This window comes from Stenotrophomonas maltophilia group sp. Smal17 (assembly GCF_030237045.1).
Taxonomy (GTDB): Bacteria; Pseudomonadota; Gammaproteobacteria; order Xanthomonadales; family Xanthomonadaceae; genus Stenotrophomonas; species Stenotrophomonas forensis.
Genome location: NZ_JASJSU010000046.1, coordinates 1 through 20,701 on the forward strand (window position 1 = coordinate 1; position 20,701 = coordinate 20,701).

Annotated in this window: 18 protein-coding genes and 1 tRNA gene; 11 read left to right on the plus strand and 8 right to left on the minus strand. The window is 67.6% G+C overall.

Annotated features, from left to right (window positions below):
* Nucleotides 1–56 precede the first annotated feature (56 nt).
* Entirely contained in the window at nucleotides 57–1,373 is a 1,317-nt protein-coding gene (locus QRO93_RS13165; protein WP_180878505.1) for a hypothetical protein, read from the plus strand.
* Nucleotides 1,374–1,376: 3 nt separating this feature from the next.
* Here QRO93_RS13165 and QRO93_RS13170 read toward each other — a convergent pair whose 3' ends face one another.
* The gene (locus tag QRO93_RS13170) at nucleotides 1,377–1,829 is read right to left on the minus strand and encodes a DUF4442 domain-containing protein (RefSeq protein WP_180878504.1); all 453 of its coding nucleotides are present in this window, start codon (nucleotides 1,827–1,829) and stop codon (nucleotides 1,377–1,379) included.
* Between the two features lie 226 nt (nucleotides 1,830–2,055).
* Between QRO93_RS13170 and QRO93_RS13175 the strand changes: the two genes are divergently transcribed.
* Nucleotides 2,056–2,508: an REP-associated tyrosine transposase gene (locus QRO93_RS13175; RefSeq protein WP_180878503.1), complete on the plus strand. Its 453-nt coding sequence runs from the start codon at nucleotides 2,056–2,058 to the stop codon at nucleotides 2,506–2,508.
* Nucleotides 2,509–2,560: 52 nt separating this feature from the next.
* Here QRO93_RS13175 and QRO93_RS13180 read toward each other — a convergent pair whose 3' ends face one another.
* The 4 genes from QRO93_RS13180 to QRO93_RS13195 all read right to left on the minus strand — a co-directional run bounded on the left by QRO93_RS13180 (nucleotide 2,561) and on the right by QRO93_RS13195 (nucleotide 7,259).
* Nucleotides 2,561–4,183, minus strand: a complete 1,623-nt coding sequence (locus QRO93_RS13180) for a CHASE2 domain-containing protein (RefSeq protein WP_180878502.1) — start codon at nucleotides 4,181–4,183, stop codon at nucleotides 2,561–2,563.
* Complete coding sequence (locus tag QRO93_RS13185) at nucleotides 4,180–5,841, minus strand: FecR domain-containing protein (RefSeq protein ID WP_285304252.1); 1,662 nt, start codon at nucleotides 5,839–5,841, stop codon at nucleotides 4,180–4,182. Before QRO93_RS13185 ends, QRO93_RS13180 begins: the two co-directional genes overlap by 4 nt.
* A gap of 152 nt (nucleotides 5,842–5,993) precedes the next feature.
* Nucleotides 5,994–6,851 (minus strand): thioredoxin, encoded by an 858-nt coding sequence (gene trxA, locus QRO93_RS13190; RefSeq protein ID WP_180878501.1) that lies wholly within the window; start codon nucleotides 6,849–6,851, stop codon nucleotides 5,994–5,996.
* A 141-nt stretch (nucleotides 6,852–6,992) separates the two neighbouring features.
* Nucleotides 6,993–7,259, minus strand: coding sequence for a hypothetical protein (locus QRO93_RS13195; protein ID WP_180878500.1), 267 nt, complete (start codon nucleotides 7,257–7,259; stop codon nucleotides 6,993–6,995).
* 155 nt (nucleotides 7,260–7,414) lie between these two features.
* Here QRO93_RS13195 and QRO93_RS13200 point away from each other — a divergent pair, with 155 nt between their 5' ends.
* From QRO93_RS13200 to QRO93_RS13240, 9 genes are all read left to right on the plus strand, one after another.
* Nucleotides 7,415–8,014 carry a DUF998 domain-containing protein gene (locus QRO93_RS13200; RefSeq protein WP_180878499.1) on the plus strand — a complete coding sequence of 200 codons (600 nt, stop codon included), beginning with the start codon at nucleotides 7,415–7,417 and terminating at the stop codon, nucleotides 8,012–8,014.
* 105 nt (nucleotides 8,015–8,119) lie between these two features.
* Nucleotides 8,120–10,762 carry a leucine--tRNA ligase gene (gene leuS / locus QRO93_RS13205; protein ID WP_180878498.1) on the plus strand — a complete coding sequence of 881 codons (2,643 nt, stop codon included), beginning with the start codon at nucleotides 8,120–8,122 and terminating at the stop codon, nucleotides 10,760–10,762.
* A gap of 136 nt (nucleotides 10,763–10,898) precedes the next feature.
* The gene (lptE, locus tag QRO93_RS13210; protein WP_053450439.1) at nucleotides 10,899–11,483 is read left to right on the plus strand and encodes an LPS assembly lipoprotein LptE; all 585 of its coding nucleotides are present in this window, start codon (nucleotides 10,899–10,901) and stop codon (nucleotides 11,481–11,483) included.
* A 9-nt stretch (nucleotides 11,484–11,492) separates the two neighbouring features.
* Nucleotides 11,493–12,530 (plus strand): DNA polymerase III subunit delta, encoded by a 1,038-nt coding sequence (holA, locus tag QRO93_RS13215; RefSeq protein ID WP_053450438.1) that lies wholly within the window; start codon nucleotides 11,493–11,495, stop codon nucleotides 12,528–12,530.
* Between the two features lie 3 nt (nucleotides 12,531–12,533).
* Nucleotides 12,534–13,199, plus strand: coding sequence for a nicotinate-nucleotide adenylyltransferase (gene nadD, locus QRO93_RS13220; protein WP_053450437.1), 666 nt, complete (start codon nucleotides 12,534–12,536; stop codon nucleotides 13,197–13,199).
* A gap of 58 nt (nucleotides 13,200–13,257) precedes the next feature.
* A complete protein-coding gene (gene rsfS, locus QRO93_RS13225) occupies nucleotides 13,258–13,668 on the plus strand; it encodes a ribosome silencing factor (protein WP_008265938.1) in 411 nt (136 codons plus the stop codon).
* A gap of 64 nt (nucleotides 13,669–13,732) precedes the next feature.
* A complete protein-coding gene (gene rlmH, locus QRO93_RS13230; RefSeq protein ID WP_005418108.1) occupies nucleotides 13,733–14,203 on the plus strand; it encodes a 23S rRNA (pseudouridine(1915)-N(3))-methyltransferase RlmH in 471 nt (156 codons plus the stop codon).
* Nucleotides 14,204–14,225: 22 nt separating this feature from the next.
* Nucleotides 14,226–14,302: transfer RNA gene (locus tag QRO93_RS13235), tRNA-Asn, on the plus strand.
* Between the two features lie 160 nt (nucleotides 14,303–14,462).
* Nucleotides 14,463–15,410, plus strand: a complete 948-nt coding sequence (locus QRO93_RS13240) for an alpha/beta hydrolase (protein ID WP_404830601.1) — start codon at nucleotides 14,463–14,465, stop codon at nucleotides 15,408–15,410.
* 20 nt (nucleotides 15,411–15,430) lie between these two features.
* On the opposite strand, the gene arcD is transcribed toward QRO93_RS13240, so the two are convergent.
* The 3 genes from arcD to QRO93_RS13255 form a co-directional block, all read right to left on the minus strand.
* A complete protein-coding gene (gene arcD, locus QRO93_RS13245; protein WP_053450436.1) occupies nucleotides 15,431–16,852 on the minus strand; it encodes an arginine-ornithine antiporter in 1,422 nt (473 codons plus the stop codon).
* 138 nt (nucleotides 16,853–16,990) lie between these two features.
* Complete coding sequence (locus tag QRO93_RS13250; protein ID WP_180878495.1) at nucleotides 16,991–19,798, minus strand: TonB-dependent receptor; 2,808 nt, start codon at nucleotides 19,796–19,798, stop codon at nucleotides 16,991–16,993.
* A 200-nt stretch (nucleotides 19,799–19,998) separates the two neighbouring features.
* Nucleotides 19,999–20,658 (minus strand): energy transducer TonB, encoded by a 660-nt coding sequence (locus QRO93_RS13255; protein WP_053450434.1) that lies wholly within the window; start codon nucleotides 20,656–20,658, stop codon nucleotides 19,999–20,001.
* Between the last annotated feature and the right edge of the window lie 43 nt (nucleotides 20,659–20,701).

A 20,701-nucleotide genomic window follows, 5' to 3' on the forward strand; every position in this document is an offset into this window, starting at 1 on the left:
CGCGGGTCGATTACGCTGGGCAATCAACTGCGGCAACGGCACATGGAAGGGACGCTGTGTTGAAGATACTGCGTGGGTTGGGTTGGACCCTGCTGGGCCTGCTGGTGCTGGCCATCGTCGTGTGGTGTGCCTCGCGCATGTGGCCCATCCCCGAATCGCGGCTGCAGGCGCAGCAGCGGCTGGAGACCCGCCTGCCGGCACCCGGCCGCAATGGCTATGCGCAGTTGTGGACGCTTGGCGTTGACGGCCTGGATGCCCGCCAGCGCGAGCAGGCGCTGGCCGAAGACGTGCGGCGCTGGGACGCCGACCCGCACGGCAATAACGTCACACAGCCCCAGCTGGCCAGCGCCCCCGGCGGCTTGCATTCGCGCCCATCCGCCAGCTGCGGCCCGGCCGCCAGCGGCTGCCTGGCGCAGGTGCGCGCCGATCCGCAGCGGTTTGCCGAAGCCCACGCCGGTCACCAGCTGCTGCATGCGCGCCTGGACCAGCTGGCCGAGGCGGACCACTTCGTGTCGCCGTTCCAGCCGAAGGGCGAAGGCATCCAGGTGCCCCTGCCGACCTATGGCCTGGTGATGGATGCCACCAGCGCCCGCGCGCTGGCCTACGTACAGGGCGATGTTGATGGCGCCCTGCGCGGCAGTTGCCTGGGGCTGCAGCTGGGGCGCCGGCTGGTGCCCGGGGGCAGCTATCTGGTCGAGAGCATCGTCGGTGCCAGCCTGGTCCAGGCCAATGCACAGCTGCTGGCCGACATTCTGGTCGAGCTTCCGGCCGACCACCCGTTGCCCGCGGAATGCGCACGGGCGATGCAGCCGCTGCGGGCCGACGAACAGAGCCTGTGCCGGGCGATGCAGGGCGAGTACGCGATGAGCCAGGCGGCGATCGAAACCTCGGCGAGGGAATTCGGCGGCGTGCTGGTACTGGACCGCAGCAGCACCCTGGCACGCGTGGCCGGCAACCTCGGCTGGGCCTGCGGCGCGGCAGCGACGGCGGCACTGGAGGCGGATCGTCCGTTGCCCGTGTCGTCGCCGCCACAGCGTGACTTCGGTTGCCTGTCGAACATCATGGGTTGCGTGCTGACGGATATCGCCGCACCGGCCTATCCCGCCTATTCGTCGCGTACCCAGGACGCCGCTGCGATGCTGCGGCTGCTTGGGGCGCAGCGCTGGCTGCGGCAGCAGGCGGATGACCCGGCAGACGCGCTGCAGCGTCTGCCGGAACAGTTCCGCTCGCCGGTGCGCGCCCCGCAGCTGTCGGCCGATGGCAGCCGCCTGCAGGTGCCACGCCGCTCGCCATCGCGCAGCGCTGCCGACAGCCCCTGGCTGTCGGTACCGCTGCAGGCTTCGCCCGTCACAGGGGCAACGGCGCGCGACTGACGCTCAGCGTGCGTGTGGCTTCAGCCGCAGGTAGACCTGCTTACGCACCTGCGCGACGACTTCACCCTTTTCATCAACCACGTCGTTGCTGAACCAGCGCAGCACCTTTTCGCCGCTGGCCGCTTCGGCGCGCAGTTCTTCCAGCAGCGCGTCATCGATGCGGAACGAGGTGCGCACGGTGCCACGGCCGGGCTTGAGGAAATCGATCGCACCGGCACGGTCCCACACGTAGTAGTCGCGGCCGAGGATGTGCAGCAGGCCAAGCATCCAGAACGGATCGGTCATCGCGAACAGGCTGCCGCCGAAGTGGGTGCCGACGTAGTTGCGGTTCCAGGGCCGCATGCGCAGTTCGACGTCGATCTGCCGGTAGTCCGGCGAGACCCGGGTGACGTGGATGCCGGTGAACAGGAACGGCGGCCAAAGATTGATGCCGAAGCGGAACAGGCGGGCGTTCATGCGGGTCCGAGGGCGCAGGGCGAGGCCTACAGTCTAACCATTCGCATGCGTATGTTGCACCGGGTGGCGGATCATCGCCATTCTGGCGTGACGGCAGGCGAGAGTAGAGTCGAGCTTGCTCGACTGCTTCCAGCGGGCCTCAATCGAACGAGTTCAGACAATGTCTGATCGCCATTTCGGGGTCTCCTGATAGGTCTGGCCGTGAACCGCGGTCCATGCTGCCCGTATGCCCAGTCCAGCCTTGTTGCGCGGCCGATGCTCCACGGTCGGATGCTTCTACGTAGTCACCACTGTCACTGCCGGACGCCAACGCGTCTTTGCAGACCCGCGATGCGTGGATGCCTTGACTGATGAGCTGCGAGCCAGCGACTGCAAGGGGATCACGCGGTCATTGGCTTGGGTGGTGATGCCGGATCATCTGCACTGGGTTCTGCAGTTGCGCGAAGGTACGCTTGGCCGTTGCATGCAATCACTCAAGTCCAGGGTGGCGATCGCGATCAACGCGCACTCCGGTGAAGGACGCCCGGTGTGGCAGCGGGGCTACTACGATCACCTGATCCGGAATGAGCAGGATGTCCGGCAACAAGCGCTGTATGCCATGGCCAACCCTGTACGTGCGGGTCTGGCATCAACCCTGGGGGAGTATCCATTCGCATGGTGTTGTTGGCCGCTCGAATGATGGGCGCGCAGTCGAGCAAGCTCGACTCTACAGGTGGAGTGCACATGGTGCCTCACGCGCCGTCGATCACACATCCGTCGCGGCCATTGGCCTTGGCCTGGTACAGGGCGGTGTCGGCGCCCTCCACGAAGTCATGCGGCTGCAGTTCGCCGTCGGGTACGCGGGTGAACACACCAATGGTGAGGGTGATCCGCTCGCCGCCGCCATCACCCGGGGGCGGCAGTGCCCGCACGCAGGCGATCAGGTCTTCGATCACCAGGCGCGCGCCCTCGGCCGGTGTATCCGGCAGCACCAGCGCGAATTCGTCGCCGCCATAGCGTGCGGCCATGTCGCGCGGGCGCCGCGCATGCGCGCCGATCAGGCGGGCGACATCGCGCAGCACGCGATCACCCACCTGGTGGCCGTGGAGGTCGTTGTGACGCTTGAAATGGTCCACGTCGATCAACGCCAGGCTCAGCGGCTTGCCACTGCGCCGCGCGGCGTCGCATTCCTGCTGCAGCGACTGCTCGAAGCGCAGGCGATTGCCCAGGCCGGTCAGCGCATCGCGGTTGGCCTGGCGGTGCCAGGCCGAGATCCGCCAGATCGCCCAGGCCAGAAGCACCAGCAGAATGCCCAGCATCGCGGTGGCCGGCGCCCACCACAGATCGCTGCTGCGCAGCAGCAACCAGCTCAGCAATGGGGCCGCCGGCAACGACGCCAGCGCCGCAAGCCAGGGCAGGCGCAGGCCGAGTAGGAGGACGCACAGTGCGACCAGCACCGCGCTGATGGCCTGTTGCCATGCCGAGGGCAGTACATCGATCTGCTTGTGCTGCAGCAGCATCGAAGCGATGTTGGCCTGGTACTCGCTGCCGCTCATCCAGAATTCGCGCGTGGTCGGCGTCAGCAGGCGCGGCGCGATGCCGCTGGCGGTCATGCCGACCACGATGCGGCGGCCCTGCAGCATCGCCATGTCGACGTGGCCGTCGAGTACATCGGCGTAGGACACCTGCGGCAGTCGCTCCGGCGGGCCAGCGTAGCGCACGCGCACATAGTCGTCGCGCCGCCATTGATAGGGCGAGCGGACTCCGGGGTCGGGGTCGGGCAGGCCGTGCACGGCGCCTGCCGGCAGGCCGGCCAACGCCAGGCCCAGCGCGGGCCAATGTGGCTGGCCGATGCCGGCGTGCAGGTAGAGGCCGCGGGCGACACCGTCGCCATCCACTTCGACATCGGTGTGGCCGATGGCTGCGGCGCTGGCCGCGATCTGCGGGATCGGCAGCATTTCCTCGGCCATGCGGTCACCCGCGGCGGGCGCGGCCAGTACCGGCAGCACCACCCGGCCATTGCGGCGGATGGCCGCCGCCAGCGCATCGTCCTGGCGGCTGTCGCGCCGATCCGGTTCGGACAGCATCAGGTCCAGGGCGACGCGCTCGGCACCTGCATCGGTCAAACGGTCCAGCAGGCGCGCGTGTATCGAGCGCGGCCAGGGCCACTGGCCGATGCGTTGCAGGCTGCCTTCGTCGATGGCCACGATCAGCACGCTGGGGTCGGGGCGGTAGTCCCAGTCACCGACCAGCGCGTCGTAGGCGGTCTCGTCCTGTCGCCACAGCCATTGGCCCTGGCTGGCCAGCACGGTCAGCACACCGGCCAGCAGGGCCAGTGCGATCCGCTTGCTCCACGGCAGTGGCGAACGCCTCACAACAGCAACCAGAGCAGCACGGCACCACCGCCAGCGCCGTAGCACAGGCGGCACGCCAGCTTGATCTGCTGGGCGGGCGAAAACTCGCCGGCATGGCCGTCATCGTCGATGTACTGCACGCGCACATGCAGGGTGCCGCTCCACGGCCGCTTGAAACTGACCTGCGGCTCGGCCACGGTTTCGTCGACCAGCGGTGCCTTGAAATCGCCATGGCGATCGACCTGCACCCGGTAGCGCTGGCCTTCGCTGCCAGCCTGCCAGCGCAGGGTCAGTTCACCATGAGCCGCTTCCGGCGGTTGCAGCGCCGGGTCGACCGGTTCATTGCTCAGCTGCAGTGGCAGTGCCTGGCCGTAGCGGCCCTGGTGGCCATTGCCATCACGCGACGCGACGCGCCAGAAGTACTGGCCTGGCGGCAGTGGCTGCGCCAGGCGCAGGTCGGTGCCATGGGTCGCCTGTTCCTGCAGTGGCTGCTGGAACGTGGGATCGGAGGCGATCTGCAGCACACTGCTGCGCGCGCCGGGGGCCTGGCTCCAGCGGAAGCGCGGGCGGTCGCTGTTGATCGTCTGCGCGTGCAGGGGGGACACAGTCAGCGGCGGGGGTGGCTGGTCACTGAGTTCGAAGTCGGCGCTGGCGTCCAGGCCCTCCACGCCCTGTGCATCGACGGCGCGCAGCAGGATGCGCAGCTGGCCGGGCGGGAGGTCGCCGATCGCCAGGCGTGTATCGGTGGTGGTGGCGGCATACAGCAGGATTTCCGGGGTTGCGGACTGCACCACTTCCACGCGGTAATGCGCGGCACCCGCAACGGGCTCCCAGGCAAGCAGCGTCGGCAGCGGCGCCAGGCGCAGTTCGTCGTTGTGCAGCTGCGGTGCCGGCAGCAGCGGGGAGACCGCGTCCGGTGCGGCGTCGGCGCTGCCGCTGAGCGTGGCCTGGCCCGGCCGGACCAGGCGCTGTCCGTGGGTGTTGCCGACCTGCACCTTGCCCTGCAGGACCTCGGTCGCACCGACCTGGCCGGCGTCGCCGGCGCTGACCCGGAATACGGTGCCGCGTACGCTGCTGGTCGCGGTGGGCGCATCGATGATGTAGCGCGATGCCGGGCCGCGGGCGGGCGTGACCCGGTTGCTGGCGCGGCCCTGCTGCAGGCGCAGGCGGGTGTCCACCATGCCGGTGTGGCCATAGCGGCTGAGCTGGTCCAGGCGCAGCCGTGAGTACTCGCGCAGCTGCAGGCGCGAGGCGTCGGCGAACTCGAGGGTGACGCTGGATTCGCCCTCGGTCTGCACCGTGTCACCGATACGCAGCTGCTCGCCCGCCAGGATCGCGCGCGTGGCGCTGCCATCGGCGCCGGACAGTTCGACCTTGCCGCGAACCGACAGCACGCGGGCCGGCGCAGGCTCGGTACGCAGCCAGCTGATCGGGAAGCGCAGCAGCTGGCCGGGCGGCAACCGATAGGGATTGTCGATGCGGTTGTGTTGCTGCAGCTGTTGCCAGCGTACCGAGGGCTTCAGGTACAGGCCGCCCAGATCCCACAGGGTATCGCCGGGACGGACCCGGTAATTCCAGTCCTGCGCGCCGGCCACGCCTGGCAGCAGCAGGAGGAGAAGGGCACACAGCAGGGCGCCCTGGAAGCGCTTGGCGAACGACAGCGAGCGGACGAAGGTCACAGTTTGCAATCCCGGCAATGCGGGGGTGCAGCTGCAAGACCCGATGGCCCCGACCTCATCCCCCCGAACGGATCGTGGCGGCCGAACGGCCGCCATCTCGCGCATTATTGCCCGCGTTCAGTGCAGGGATTCTGAACGAAGAGGGCTCCCGTTCAGAACAGCAGGGAGGCCATCCTGCGGCGGTACTGGCCAACGAGGTCCTCGTCGGAGATCACATTGAAGGCGTCGATCAGGGCCTTGCGCGGCAACCCTTCCTCGAATCTGCGATCGATCCGCAGCATTTCCAGGAACTGGGCGAGTGCGGCCTCGTCATGGCCGCCGAGCAGCAGCTGTACCCCCCGCAGGTGGCGGGCCTTGAGGTCATTGCCGTCGGTGGCGATGCGCGCGTCCAGCACTTCAGCCGCCGGGGCGTCCTTCAGCGCGGCCGCGAAGGACAGGCGGGCACGGGCACGGACGGCGCGGTCATCGGTGGCCAGGTTGGCGGGCAGGGCATCGATCAGTGCGCCCGCCTCGTCCACGCCGCCGATCTGCAGCAGGGCCAGGGCCAGGTCGAGCTTGAGCTCATCCTTGTCCGGCTCGGCGGCGATCTGCGCGCGCAGCACGTCCACCTGCGCCTGCGGGTCCAGCGGTGCTTCGTCCTCGGCGGTGGCATCGCCGATATCGGCGGGCACGATGCCGTGCTGGGCCAGGAACTCGCGCAGCTGGCCTTCCGGAATCGCGCCGGGGAAGCCGTCCACCAGCTGGCCACCCTTGACCAGGAACACGGTCGGTACCGAGCGGATCTGGAACGCTGCCGCGATCTGCTGTTCCTTGTCGACATCGACCTTGGCCAGCTCGAAGGCGCCGTTGTATTCGGCCGCCAGCTTTTCCAGCATCGGGCCAAGGGTCTTGCACGGCCCGCACCAGGTGGCCCAGAAATCGACCAGTACCGGCGTCTGCAGCGACTTCTGCAGGACTTCGGCCTCGAAGGTCGCGGTGGTAGCGTCGAATACGTAGGTCGTCTCGGTCATGGGGGAGGCATCGTCTGGCATCTGGAGACCGATTCTATGGTGACGATCGATGTCAGACTCAACCCTTTGGTGGCGCCACCAACCATGGCCATTCCGGGCGGGGAGGGGCAGGCGCGGGGCCTGCCCTCGATGCGCCAGCCGTTACTTCAGCTCATCGCAGCGGACGTGATGCACGATCCAGCGCCCGGTCTTCAGCGGCAGGGTCGTTTCGGAGATGCGGGCCTGATACAGCTCAGCCGCGGTGCGGGCGTCGGGCGCCTTGATGGTGGGGCCCCCGAAGAAGTTGCTGCTCGGCGGTGCCGTGGCGCTGGGCGCGCCGATCCAGGCTGAGCACTGGAACTCGCCGGCGTGGGCCGTGGTGGCCAGGCCCAGGCTGAGCGCACCGGCGATGAGGATACGATGGATCATGGGAAGTCTCCCTGCATGGCGGAACTGCCATGCCCCGAGCATCGCGCGCGGCATGCGGGCACGGATATCGAATGATTCTGAAATGTGCCGCCGCTTGGCGCCCCGCATCGTTGCCGCGACAATGGCCGGTCTTCCGCTCCTGGTGAATCCGCGCGATGTCCGTGCTCCGGCGTGATCGTTGGTTGGGGCTGCTTGCTGCAGCCATCTTCGTCCTGGCCGTGGTGGGTTTCGGCGCGACGCTGGACGGCTACGCGCAGGCGCGCCACCCGGTGGCCCTGCTGGGTGCACGCGGCGTGCCGCATGCGCTGGGGTTCAATCTGCTGGGCTTCGTGCTGCCCGGCCTGCTGGCGGCGGCGGTGGCCGAGTGCCTGCGCCGCCGCCTTGCCGCGACGGCCGGCTGGGCGCCGCGGGTGGGCAGCCAGATGCTGCTGCTGGCCGGCCTGGCCTTTGCGGCGATGGGTCTATTGCCGTTGGACGTGGAAGACCTGCATGGACCGGCCAGCCAGCTGCACGCCAGCGCCTGGATGGTCTGGGTGCTGGGATTCGTTGCCGGCGCCCTGCTGCTGGGCATCTCCCACCTGCGCCAGGGTCATGGCAAGGCCCTCGGCGGGCTGGCGGCCGCCTGCGCCGTACTGGCGGCGGTGGCGGCCTTTGCCCTGCAGGGCGTGTTGCCGGCGCCACTGGCACAGCGCGTGGCCTTCGCCTGCTGGTCGGTCTGGCTGGCCCTGGCCCTGCCTCTGTCGCGGGCTCGCTGAGACGGTCTCCACGCGTGGGCGGCGCCTGCGGGCGGCAGTCAGGATTGGAGACGTTTGCCGCACTGCGGTACGCTGTACCGCTTTGCCGCCGCATCCGCGTGTTCCATGACCAGCGCTGAAACCAACGCCTACGACCCGCAGCAGGTTGAATCCGCCGCCCAGAGCTTCTGGGATGCCACCCGTGCCTTCGAGGTCGACGAGACTTCGGACAAGCCGAAGTACTACTGCCTGTCGATGCTTCCGTACCCGTCCGGTGCGCTGCACATGGGGCACGTGCGCAATTACACCATCGGTGACGTGATCAGCCGCTACAAGCGCATGACCGGGCACAACGTGCTGCAGCCGATGGGCTGGGACGCGTTCGGCCTGCCGGCGGAAAATGCCGCGATCAAGAACAAGACCGCGCCGGCGGCGTGGACCTACAAGAACATCGACCACATGCGCAGCCAGCTGCAGTCGCTGGGCTATGCCATCGACTGGTCGCGCGAGTTTGCCACCTGCCGTCCGGACTACTACGTCCACGAGCAGCGCATGTTCACCCGGCTGATGCGCAAGGGCCTGGCCTACCGCCGCAACGCGGTGGTGAACTGGGACCCGGTCGACCAGACCGTGCTGGCCAACGAGCAGGTGATCGACGGCCGCGGCTGGCGTTCCGGCGCCCTGGTCGAGAAGCGCGAGATCCCGCAGTGGTTCCTGCGCATCACCGACTACGCCCAGGAACTGCTGGACGGCCTGGACGAGCTGGAGGGCTGGCCGGAATCGGTCAAGACCATGCAGCGCAACTGGATCGGCCGTTCCGAAGGCCTGGAAATCCAGTTCGACGTGCGTGACGTGGACGGCGGTGTGCTGGATCCGCTGCGCGTGTTCACCACCCGCCCGGACACCGTGATGGGCGTGACCTTCGTGTCGATCGCCGCCGAGCACCCGCTGGCGCTGCACGCGGCGAAGAACAACCCGGAGCTGGCCGCGATGCTGGCCGACCTGAAGCAGGGCGGCGTGTCCGAGGCTGAACTGGAAACCCAGGAAAAGCGCGGCATGGACACCGGCCTGCGTGCCCTGCACCCGGTCACCGGCGAGCAGGTGCCGGTCTGGGTCGCCAACTTCGTGCTGATGGGCTACGGCACCGGCGCGGTGATGGCCGTCCCGGGCCATGACCAGCGCGACAACGAAGTGGCCAACAAGTATGGCCTGCCGATCAAGCAGGTGATCGCGCTGAAGGATGCGCGCAGCGAAGAAGAGCGCAGCTGGGACGGCAGCCGCTGGCAGGACTGGTACAGCGACAAGAGCCGGCAGACCGAACTGGTCAATTCGGCCGAGTTCGACGGCCTGGACTTCCAGGGTGCCTTCGAAGCACTGGCCGAGCGTTTCGAGCGCAAGGCCCAGGGTCAGCGCCGCGTCAACTACCGCCTGCGCGACTGGGGCGTGAGCCGCCAGCGCTACTGGGGCTGCCCGATTCCGGTGATCTACTGCGCCAAGTGCGGTGCGGTGCCGGTGCCGGAAGAGCAGCTGCCGGTGGTGCTGCCGGAAGACGTGGCGTTCTCGGGCACCGGTTCGCCGATCAAGACCGACCCGGAATGGCGCAAGACCACCTGCCCGGAGTGCGGCGGTGCGGCCGAGCGCGAAACCGATACCTTCGACACCTTCATGGAGTCGAGCTGGTACTACGCCCGCTACACCTCGCCGGGTGCGCGCGATGCCGTCGACAAGCGCGGCAACTACTGGCTGCCGGTCGACCAGTACATCGGCGGCATCGAGCACGCGATCCTGCACCTGATGTATTTCCGCTTCTACCACAAGCTGCTGCGCGACGCGCGGATGGTGGACAGCAACGAACCGGCGCGCAACCTGCTGTGCCAGGGCATGGTGATCGCCGAGACCTACTACCGCCCGAACCCGGACGGCTCGAAGGACTGGATCAACCCGGCCGATGTGGAAGTGCAGCGCGATGAACGCGGCCGCATCACCGGCGCCACCCTGATCGCCGACGGCCAGCCGGTGGTGGTCGGTGGCACCGAGAAGATGTCCAAGTCGAAGAACAACGGCGTGGACCCGCAGGCGATGGTCGGCAAGTACGGCGCCGACACCGTGCGCCTGTTCTCGATGTTCGCCGCGCCGCCTGAGCAGTCGCTGGAGTGGAACGAGGCCGGCGTGGATGGCATGGCCCGCTTCCTGCGCCGCCTGTGGGCCCAGGTGCAGAAGCACGCTGCCGACGGTGCGGCCCCGGCGCTGGACGCGGCCGCGCTGGATGCCAGCCAGAAGGCCCTGCGCCGCAAGACCCACGAAACCATCGGCAAGGTCGGCGACGACTACGGCCGCCGCCACAGCTTCAACACCGCCATTGCCGCGGTGATGGAGTTGATGAACGCGCTGGCCAAGTTCGAGGACGGCAGCGGGCAGGGCCGTGCGGTGCGCCAGGAAGCACTGCAGGCCATCGTGCTGCTGCTGAACCCGATCACCCCGCACGCCAGCCACGCCCTGTGGCAGGTGCTGGGCCATGGCGAGACGCTGCTGGAAGACCAGCCGTTCCCGCAGGCCGATGCCGGTGCGCTGGTGCGTGATGCGCTGACCCTGGCCGTGCAGGTCAACGGCAAGCTGCGTGGCACCATCGAGGTGGCGGCCGATGCCGCGCGCGAGCAGGTCGAGGCGCTGGCCCTGGCTGAACCGAACGCGGCCAAGTTCATGGAAGGCCTGACGGTGCGCAAGATCATCATCGTGCCAGGCAAGATCGTGAACATCGTCGTTGCCTGATGCATCCCGCACCGGCCACCTGCGTGGTGGCCGGTGCCTTTCCGGTGCCGGGCCATGCACTTGATGGCCCTGCATTCACGCGGCTTCGGGCAGGCTGTGTGTTGCCGTGATCGCCCGGCTCCGCCAGACTGTCTACATGACCCGAATCCTGCTTGCCCTTGTTCTTGCCCTCGGCCTTGCCGGCTGCGGTTTCCATCTGCGCAGCAAGCTGATGCTGCCGACCGACACCGCGCCGGTGAAGGTAGTCTCCACCGCGCCGTACAGCGAACTGGTCAAGCTGCTCAACCGCAGCCTGCTCGCCTCCGGCGCCAAGCTGGCCGATGAAGACAGCAAGGAACCCAGTACCCAGCTGCAGGTGCTGTCCGAAAGCTGGGGTGACCTGCCGATCGCCATCGATTCGCAGGGCCGCGCACAGGAATACAGCCTGCGTTACGCGGTGATCTTCATCTTCCGTCGCGAAGACGGCAGCGAGCTGGTGCCGCAGCAGGTGATCGAGCTGTCGCGTGACTACGTGTCGCCGCCGACCGACGCCACCGGTACCACCACCGAGCGCGAGATCCTGGCCGATGAGCTGCGCCGGGAAATGTCCGCATCGATCATCCGCCGCATCGACAGCGTGGTCCGCGCCGAGCTTGAGAAGGGGGGCAGCCTGTCGGCACCGAAGGCCAAGCCCGTCGAAGGCGCGGTGCCGGCCGAGCCGGTTCCCGCAGCCAAGCACTGAGCAGCGAAGATGGAACTGCGTCCGGAGCAGCTGGCCAGCCAGGGCGCTGATGTTGCACTGGCGCCGGTCTATCTGATTGCCGGCCCGGAGACGCTGCGCGTGCTGGAGGCGGCCGACGCCATCCGCGCGCGTGCGCGCAGTGCCGGGATCGGCGAGCGCGAGGTGTTCGACGCCGATGGCCGCGATTTCGACTGGAACCAGCTTGACGCCAGCTTCAATGCGCCGAGCCTGTTCAGCGCCCGTCGCCTGGTCGAGGTGCGCCTGCCCAGCGGCAAGCCGGGCAAGGACGGCGCCGAGGTGATCAGCCAGTTCTGCGCCAACCCGGCGCCGGACGTGGTGCTGATGATCACCGCCAACGAATGGAGCAAGGCCCACCAGGGCAAGTGGGCCGAGGCGGTCAACCGCATCGGCGTGCTGTCGGTGGCCTGGGCGATCAAGCCGCACGAACTGCCGGACTGGATCGAGCGCCGCCTGCGTGGCAAGGGCCTGCGGGCCGACCCGGCCGCCGTGCAGCGACTGGCCGAGCGGGTGGAAGGCAACCTGCTGGCCGCTGCCCAGGAGATCGACAAGCTGGCATTGCTGGCCGATGGCCAGCCGCTGGATGTGGAACGGATGGAATCGCTGGTGGCCGATGCCGCCCGCTACGACGTGTTCCGGCTGCTGGAGGCGACGTTCTCCGGCCAGCCGCCGGCGGTGCTGCGCATGCTGGCCGGCCTGCGCGGCGAAGGCGAAGCGGTGGCCGCACTGATGCCGATGGTGATCCGCGAGCTGCTGGCCGGTGCCGGCCTGGCCCGGGTGCAGGCGCGGGGCGGCAACCTGGCCGCCGAAATGAAGTCGCGGGGCATCTGGGAGTCGCGCCAGGCGCCGTACAAGCGTGCGCTGCAGCGCCACCCGGAAGGCAAGCGCTGGGAGCGCTTCGTGGCCGAAGCCGGGCTGGTCGACCGCATCGCCAAGGGGCGGGCCGACGGCGATGCCTGGCTGGCGCTGGAGCGCCTGCTGGTGGCCGTGGCCGAACCGCGTGCGGTGCGCCTGCTGGCGCGGGCCTGAGCGATGAGCCTGCGGATCTATTACGGGGGCACCTTCGATCCGGTGCACCTCGGGCACCTGGCGATCGCGCGTGCCGCCCGCGATGAACTGCAGGTGGCGGTGCGCATGCTGCCGGCGGCCGACCCGCCGCATCGCGCGGTACCCGGTGCGACCGCCGAGCAGCGCTGCACCATGCTGTCGCTGGCCATTGGCGACGAGCCCGGCCTGCTGCTGGACCGCCGCGAGCTGGACCGTGCGGCGCGTTTCCCCGGTCGCCCGTCCTACACCGTCGATACCCTGCGCGAGCTGCGCGCCGAACTGGGGCCGAGCCGGCCGCTGGCCTGGCTGGTCGGTGCCGACAGCCTGCTGGGCCTGCCCAGCTGGCACGAATGGGAGGCCCTGTTCGGGCTGGCCCATTTCGTGGTGGCCGAACGCCCGGGCAGCCCGCTGCGGGCCTCGGTTGACGGCGCGCTGGGCCGTGCCCTGGAAGGGCGCTGGGCCGACAACGAACAGGCGCTGTTCGCCAGCCCGGCCGGCCGCATCCTGCGCCTGCACCACCCACTGCGTGACGAATCAGCCAGCGCAGTGCGCTCGCAGATCGCCTCCGGCGGGCCCTGGCGTGCGCTGCTGCCGCCCGCCGTGGCCGACTACGTTGCCGTCCACGGGCTGTACCGCCCCTCCACGCCGTGAATGCCGCAGCTGCGGCTTGCCCGTATAATCGCCCCCACGTTTATCGAGTCGATCCACTTTGAGCAACCAGACCCAGCCCCAGACCATCAAGGTCGATCTGCCCAGCCCGCCGCCGTCCGTGCCGGAACTGCTGGCCAGCGTCCGCCAAGCCACCGAAGACCTGAAGGCCAAGGACCTGGTCGAGATCGACGTGCGCGGCCGGTCCAGCGTTGCCGATTACATGATCGTGGTTTCGGGTACTTCGACCCGCCACGTCAAGTCGATTGCCGACGAAGTCGTGCGTTTCGCCAAGAACATCGACGTGATGCCGCTGGGCGTTGAAGGCGAGCGCGAAGCCGAGTGGGTGCTGGTTGATCTGGGTGACGTCATCGTCCACGTGATGTTGCCGCGCGTGCGCGAGTTCTACGCGCTTGAACGGCTGTGGACGGTCGGCGACCAGCCGCCGCCCAGCGACGACGAAGTGGCCTGAGCCACGCAGTGCTGCACCCTTCGACGGCGCCGATGGCGCCGTCGACGTTTTGGAGATGCCTTGGATGAAAGCGCGCCTGATCGCCACCGGTGAACGCGCACCCAGCTGGGTCGCGCAGGGGTTCGCCGAGTACCAGAAGCGGCTGTCGCACTGGCTGCCGTTCGAGCTGGTGGAAATCGAGCCTGGCCTGCGTGGCAAGGGCCGCGATCCGCGCCGCGCCACCGAAGACGAAGGCAAGCGGGTGATCGCTGCATTGCCGAAGAATGCGTACGTGGTCGCGCTCGACGTGCCGGGTCGCCAGCTCAGTTCCGAACAGCTGGCGCAGCGCCTGGAACATTGGCGTGGGCAGGGCAGGGACCTGGCCTTCCTGATCGGCGGCCCGGAAGGGCATTCGCCTGAAGTCTCGGCATTGGCCGATGAGAAGTGGTCGATCGGGCCACTGACGCTGCCGCACATGCTGGTGCGGCTGGTGGTGGCCGAGCAGCTGTACCGTGCTGCGGCGATGATTGCCAATCACCCCTACCATCGCGCGTGAAGAGTGGTTATACTAGTCGTCTGCCCGAATAGCTCAGCCGGTTAGAGCACTTGACTGTTAATCAGGGGGTCGTTGGTTCGAGTCCAACTTCGGGCGCCACTTTGAAAAACCTGCATCGCGAGATGCAGGTTTTTTTTTGCGCCGGGTAGAGTCGAGCTCGCTCGACGGCTCTGTTGATCGGCCACGACAGTCGAGCAAGCTCGACTCTACAATGCAGCGTCATCGACCAAGGATGTTGATCGTGCGCGCACTCCTGTTGCTGGGCTCGCTGCTGCTTGTGGTGCTGCCGTTCGCCTCGGCGAAAGCTGAACCTCCCACCTGGCACCCGCCGCAGGGCGCCACGGAGCTGCCGTTGTGGCCGGATGGCAAGGCGGCGGTGCCGCCGAAACTGAAGGGACCCGAGCAGCTCAGTGAGGCGATTTCCGAAGCCAGTGGCGAACGCTGGATGATGCTGCAGAACGTGGCGGTGCCGACCCTCACCGTGTTTCCGCCGAGGGAGCCAGGCAACGGCGCTGCAGTGATGGTGGTGCCGGGCGGTGGCTACCGCGTGCTTGCGATGGATCTGGAAGGCAGCGAGATCTGCCAATGGCTGACCACGCAGGGCATCACCTGTGCGTTGCTCAAGTATCGCGTGCCGGCGTCGGGACCGAACTGGGACCGGGACTGCAACTGCCGCGATATCCCATCGGTGCCGATGGCGCTGCAGGATGCACAGCGTGCAATGGGAATGCTGCGTGCGCAGGCCGCGCGCTGGAAGATCGACCCGAAACGCATCGGCGTGATCGGCTTTTCCGCGGGTGGCCATGTGGTGGCTGGCCTGAGCACGCATGCGCGGCGCAGCTACACGCCGATCGATGCGGCCGATGCACAGCCGAGCCGGCCCGATTTCGCGATGGTCATGTATTCCGGGCACCTGTGGGCAGGGCACGGCAAGGGACTGTCGCTGGTCAAGGACATCGTCGTGGATGACAAGGTGCCGCCAACGTTCATCGCGCAGGCCACCGATGACCGTACCGATGACGTGCGCGAATCGCTGGCCTACTACCGTGCCTTGATCGATGCGGGCGTGCCGGTGGAAATGCACCTGTTCGCACGCGGCGGCCATGCGTTCGGCCTGCGCAGGCAGGATGCACCGGTCGCGGCATGGCCCCACCTGGCCGAGCGCTGGATGCAGGACATCGGCATGTTGCCGGAACGCCCGTTGTAGAGCCGAGCCCATGCTCGGCTCTACAGCGTCAGCTGGCCCTTCGAGAACGCCACCAGCGTGGCAATCGCCACCAGCAGAATCGCGCCGAACAGTACCCACTCCCAACGCGTGAACACCCGCTCGCCGCGCTGGCGCCGGGTCAGCGCGAACAACACCACGCCGGGTACGTACAGCAGTACCGACAGCAGCAGGTTGTCGAGGCCGCCGGCATACACCAGCCACAGCGCATAGGCACTGGCCAGCAGTGCGACGCCGAAATCGCGCCAGCGCACGCTCGGCTCGCCTGCGTAGGCGTGCCCGCGCCAGGCCAGTTGCACGCCGAACGCGGTGGACAGGAAATACGGCACCAGGCTCATCGACGCGGCCAGCAGCACCAGCCCGGTGTAGCTGCCCGCATTGACCAGCACCAGCAGCAGGAACAGCTGGATCAGGCCGTTGCTCAGCCAGAGCGCGTTGGCGGGCACGCCGCGTGCGTTCTCGCGGCCCAGGAACGCCGGCATGGTGCCGTCGCCCGCTGCGGCATACAGCACTTCGGCACACAGCAGCACCCAGGCCAGCAGCGCACCGAGTACGGAAATGATCGAACCGATGATGATCACCGTGGCGCCCCACTCGCCGACGATGGCACGCAGCACGTAGGCCATCGAGGGATTGGGCAGCCCGGCCAGTTCAGCCTGCGTCAGCACACCCATCGACAGCAGGCTGACCAGTACCAGCAGCAGCCAGACGCCGAGGAAGCCGATCACCGTGGCGCGGCCGACGTCGGCGCGGCGGGCGGCACGCCGCGAGTAGATGCTGGCGCCCTCGATGCCGATGAACACCCACACGGTGACCAGCATCATGCCGCGCAGCTGCTGGCCGAGGTCGCCGAGTGCAGGCGTACCGAGAAAGTCTGCGCGGAACACATCGAGACGGAACGCACCGGCGGCAAGCACCAGGAACAGCGCGATCGGCAGCAGCTTGGCCACGGTCACCAGGCCGTTGACGATGGCCGCGGTGCGCAGGCCACGCAGCACCAGCAGATGCACGGTCCACAGCAGCACGGACGATGCGGCAACCGCAGCCGGCGTATTGCCTTCACCGAAGACCGGCATGAAGTGGCCGAGGCCACTGAAGATCAGCACGAAGAAACTGGCGTTGCCAAGCACGGAGGCGACCCAGTAGCCCCACGCCGCAGAGAAACCGATGTAGTTGCCGAAGCCCTCGCGCGCATACGCGTAGATGCCGGTATCCAGGTCCGGCCGGCGGTTGGCCAGCGCCTGGAACACGAAGGCCAGCATCAGCATGCCGGCGCCACTCACCGCCCAGCCGATCAGCGCCGCGGCCGGGCCGGCGCTGCGCGCGACGTTCTGTGGCAAGGAGAAGATGCCGGCACCGACCATCGAGCCGACCACCAGTGCGGTCAACGCGGGCAGGCCCAGTCGTTGCGATGTTGCGGCCATGGAGATCCCCTGCGGCAGTGATGCCGCGTGGACACGGTAGCCGCGTGGCCGTGAACACGCCTGCAAGGGCCAGGAAGACGAAGGCCCGGGCAGGTGCCCGGGCCTTCGAAGGTGCTGCATGCAACGGCGATGCCGCTGTTACTTGAACGTGTACTTGAAGCCGACGGTGTAGTAACGGCCCAGTGCACCGGAGAAGTGCATCGGGTTGTAGTTCACCGCGCCGTAGGTGGTCGGATCGAGCGGGGCGATGCGATCGAACACGTTGGCCACCGAGGCATTGAGTTCGAACGAATCGTTGATGCTCCAGCGGCCCGACAGATCCATCGTGGTGAACGAAGAGATCTTGGTCACCGGCGTTTCGTCAGCGTAGAAGGCCAGGTAGCTGCCGCCACGACTGCCCGTGTTGTCCATCTTGCTGATGTAGTTGACGATGCCGCTGACGCTCCACGGGCCCTGCTTCCAGGTGGTGCCGAAGTTGACCTTGTCCTTCGGCGTACCGATGCAGTTGGTGACATCGCAATTGCCGTGGGTGCCCACATAATCGACCGTCTTGCCGGCTTCGGTACGTTCGAACTTCAGGATGTGGCTCCACTGCAGGTCCAGCTCCAGCTGGCCCGGGCCGATCTCGAAGGTCTGGCGGATGTCGGTGTCGATACCGCGGACGCGCGAGGAACTGGCATTCACGTAGCCGGTGTTGACCGCCAGGATGGTGCCGCTGTTGGCCACGCCATTGAGGTCATTGCTGTCACGCAGCACGTTGCCGGCAAGGATGGCGTCTTCGGTGTTGCCCTGGACGATCTCGTTGGTGCGCTTGATCTGCCAGGCGTCGACGGTCATCGAAGTGGTCGAGGTCGGCTGCAGTACCAGGCCGATCGAGTAGCTCTTGGACTCTTCCGGCTTCAGCAGCTTGTTCGGCTTGGTGATGATGGCCACCGAATTGGCACCGCACTCGCTCGCTGCGCCGCCACTGATCTGGCAACGCACCGGATCGACCGCGGAGGAGAAGGCGGCCAGGCCACCATCGCCGTTCTCGGCTGGGTTCGGCGCACGGAAGCCTTCGGCGTAGCTGGCGCGCAGGGCGATCCAGTCGGCCGGGGTCCACTTCACGCCCAGCTTCGGCGTGGCCTTGCCTTCACCGCTTTCGTACTTGTCGTAACGCAGCGCGCCGGACAGTTCCAGCTGCTCCAGTACCGGTGCCGACAGTTCGACGTAGCCGGCGTAGACGTTCTGGGTGCCGTCGTAGGCCGAATAGCCCAGGCCGATGATGTCGCCCTGGTCGGTGTAGGTCTGCGGGGTCAGGCTGTTGCTGGTCTTGCGCCACTCGGTACCGATCGCCAGGCCCAGCGGGCCACCCTTGAGGTCCATCAGGCTGCGCGACACGGTGAAGTCGAACATGTCCAGGCTCGACTTGGCACGCGCGCTGATCTTCGGCGAGATGTAGTCGTACAACGCCTGCGAGTTCTTGCCGGCATCATCACCGATGCGCCACACGCCACCGGCGCAGTTCGCATTGCCCAGTGCGCACTGCACGGCGCTGTAGCGCAGGAAGCCGGTGCGCTCGTTGGTCAGGTCGGTACCCGAGTGCAGGTAGGCGGTGTCGTAGCTCCAGTCGCCCCAGTTGCCCTTGATGCCGACCAGGAAGCGGTTGAACTCGTTGGTGTTGTCGGTCACGCGCGGGCCGACATCCCAGGCCGAGTAGCGCACGCGGACCGGGGTGGCGCCCGGCTGCCCGTAGAACGGGTTGTCCGGGTGGTTGGCACCCAGCACGGTGGCACCCGGGCCCGAGTTGGCGTTGACCGGACCGCCCGGGTAGCCCCAGCCGCCCGACACGCCGGACGGGGTGTTGCTGAAGATGGTTTCCTTCTTCGAGTAGCCGATCTCGGTGTAGATCTCGCCGCCCTCGCCGAAGGCGAAGCTGGCGCGGCCGAACACGTTGACGTACTTCTCTTCCGGAATCAGGTCGCGGTACTGCTGCGCCGGATCGAACAGGCAGCCGTCGGCGGCAATGCTGGCCGGGGTCTGGCCACCGATGGTGGTCAGGCCTTCGCAGCCGGGCAGCGGAACCAGGTGGCCGGTGGCGTCGAGGTAGGATCCGTTGGGGCCGGAGCCGCCGGAAGTGCCGCCACGGGTGTAAGCACCGCCAAGGAACTGCGCGGTCTTGTCATAGCCCCACGGGCGGGTGTCGCCGGTACCGATCCACTTGCGGTTCTTGCGGTCGCTCAGCTTGATCGCGTCGGTCTTGCCCACGTCCAGGCTGAAGAACGCATTCCAGCCATCGGTGGCCAGATCGCCGGTACCGGCGGTCAGGGTCGCCTTCTTGGCGTCGCCATCGCTGTCACCGGACAGCCCGTAGGAGCCGCGCAGGATGACGCCCTGGAAGTCGCTGCGCAGGATGATGTTGACCACGCCGGCGATGGCATCGGAACCATAGATCGCCGAGGCGCCGTCCTTCAGCACTTCCACGCGTTCAACGGCGTCGAGCGGGATGGTGCTCAGGTCGGTGAAGACCTTCTGGCCGTCATCGGCCAGGCCATAGGTCGCCATGCGACGGCCATTCAACAATACCAGCGTCGAGCCGGCGCCCAGGCCGCGCAGCGAGATGCCCGCGCCACCGCCGGCAAAGCCGTTGCCGAAGGTCTTGGGAATCGAGCCGGCGCCATCGGCGGTGATGGTCTGCAGGTACTCGGCCAGCGAGGTCTTGCCGGTGCGGTCGATTTCCTGGCGGGTCACCACCTGCACCGGGGACGGTGTTTCGGTGTTGGTACGCGGGATGTTCGAACCGGTGACCGTGATGCGGTCGAGGTTGGTGGCCTTTTCCTGCGCGAAGGCGGAGGAGGAAGCCATGGTGCCCACCAGCAGCAGGGTGCCGCCGGCAAGGACGTGGGTGATGGACGATGCCAGGGTGCAGCGGCGGCGGCTGGCGGGCCGTTGGATCAGGTGTTTCACAGCTTCTCTCCTAACTGGAAAACCGTAGCGTTGAGGGCTGTCTCCGGTACTGTCCGGGACGGATCAATCTAGGTTTCCGACAGGTGACGAAGTAGTGAAATTTTGCTTAATTCGTAACGCTTGATCGCGGACTTTGCCGAGTCTGTCCTTTCGCGTGTGAAGGCCGGCCCGGAAAGGTTGCCGGGCCGGCCCTGAAAGCCTCAGTCCGGCAGCGAGAACTGCACCGGTACCAGGCCGATGGCCGGTACCGCTATGCCATCACGCTGTGCGGGCTCGAAGCGCCAGCGCTTGAGCACCTGCTGGCGAGCGGCCAGGTCCAGGCTGCGCGAGCCGCTGCTGCGCTCGATGCTGACCGCGACTGGTTGGCCGCTGCTGTCGACCTCCACCCGCAGCAGTACCGTGCCCTGCTCGTGGTTGCGCAACGCCGGCACCGGATAGGACGGCGGTGGGGCGCTGCGGTACTGCAGCTGGGCACCGGCCAACGGTGTCGAACGGTCGATGCCCGGGGCCGACTGCACCGGTGTCGATTCCGCGGCGGGAGTGATGATGCCCTGTGCCTCCTCCAGCGTGGCGGTCGGCGTCGGCAATGGCGTTGTTTCCTTCGGCACGCTCTGCTGCTTCGGCACGACGTCCACGTGCTGTGGCTCCACGTACTTGGGCGGCGGCGGCAGCGGCTTGGGCAGTTCCCTCGGAATCAGCCGCACCGTGGTGGTGTCGCGCGGCAGTGTGGTGATGGCCTGATAGGTGGCCGGAATCAGCAACAACAGGAACGCGAGCAGATGCAGGGCGATGGCCGCGCTCCAGGCGGCAACGCGGGCGGGGTCGAAGTGCGGGGATGCAACGGGATACGTACGAACCATGGTCCACCTCCATGCCAGTGACGAAGTCCTCAACGCACCAGGG

Bases quoted from the DNA above. Each gene is read 5' to 3' on its own strand.
- QRO93_RS13170 (WP_180878504.1), bottom strand. From the start codon at position 1,829: ATGAACGCCCGCCTGTTCCGCTTCGGCATCAATCTTTGGCCGCCGTTC.
- QRO93_RS13175 (WP_180878503.1), top strand. From the start codon at position 2,056: ATGCCCAGTCCAGCCTTGTTGCGCGGCCGATGCTCCACGGTCGGATGC.
- trxA (WP_180878501.1), bottom strand. From the start codon at position 6,851: ATGACCGAGACGACCTACGTATTCGACGCTACCACCGCGACCTTCGAG.
- QRO93_RS13195 (WP_180878500.1), bottom strand. From the start codon at position 7,259: ATGATCCATCGTATCCTCATCGCCGGTGCGCTCAGCCTGGGCCTGGCC.
- QRO93_RS13200 (WP_180878499.1), top strand. From the start codon at position 7,415: ATGTCCGTGCTCCGGCGTGATCGTTGGTTGGGGCTGCTTGCTGCAGCC.
- leuS (WP_180878498.1), top strand. From the start codon at position 8,120: ATGACCAGCGCTGAAACCAACGCCTACGACCCGCAGCAGGTTGAATCC.
- lptE (WP_053450439.1), top strand. From the start codon at position 10,899: ATGACCCGAATCCTGCTTGCCCTTGTTCTTGCCCTCGGCCTTGCCGGC.
- holA (WP_053450438.1), top strand. From the start codon at position 11,493: ATGGAACTGCGTCCGGAGCAGCTGGCCAGCCAGGGCGCTGATGTTGCA.
- nadD (WP_053450437.1), top strand. From the start codon at position 12,534: ATGAGCCTGCGGATCTATTACGGGGGCACCTTCGATCCGGTGCACCTC.
- rlmH (WP_005418108.1), top strand. From the start codon at position 13,733: ATGAAAGCGCGCCTGATCGCCACCGGTGAACGCGCACCCAGCTGGGTC.
- arcD (WP_053450436.1), bottom strand. From the start codon at position 16,852: ATGGCCGCAACATCGCAACGACTGGGCCTGCCCGCGTTGACCGCACTG.
- QRO93_RS13255 (WP_053450434.1), bottom strand. From the start codon at position 20,658: ATGGTTCGTACGTATCCCGTTGCATCCCCGCACTTCGACCCCGCCCGC.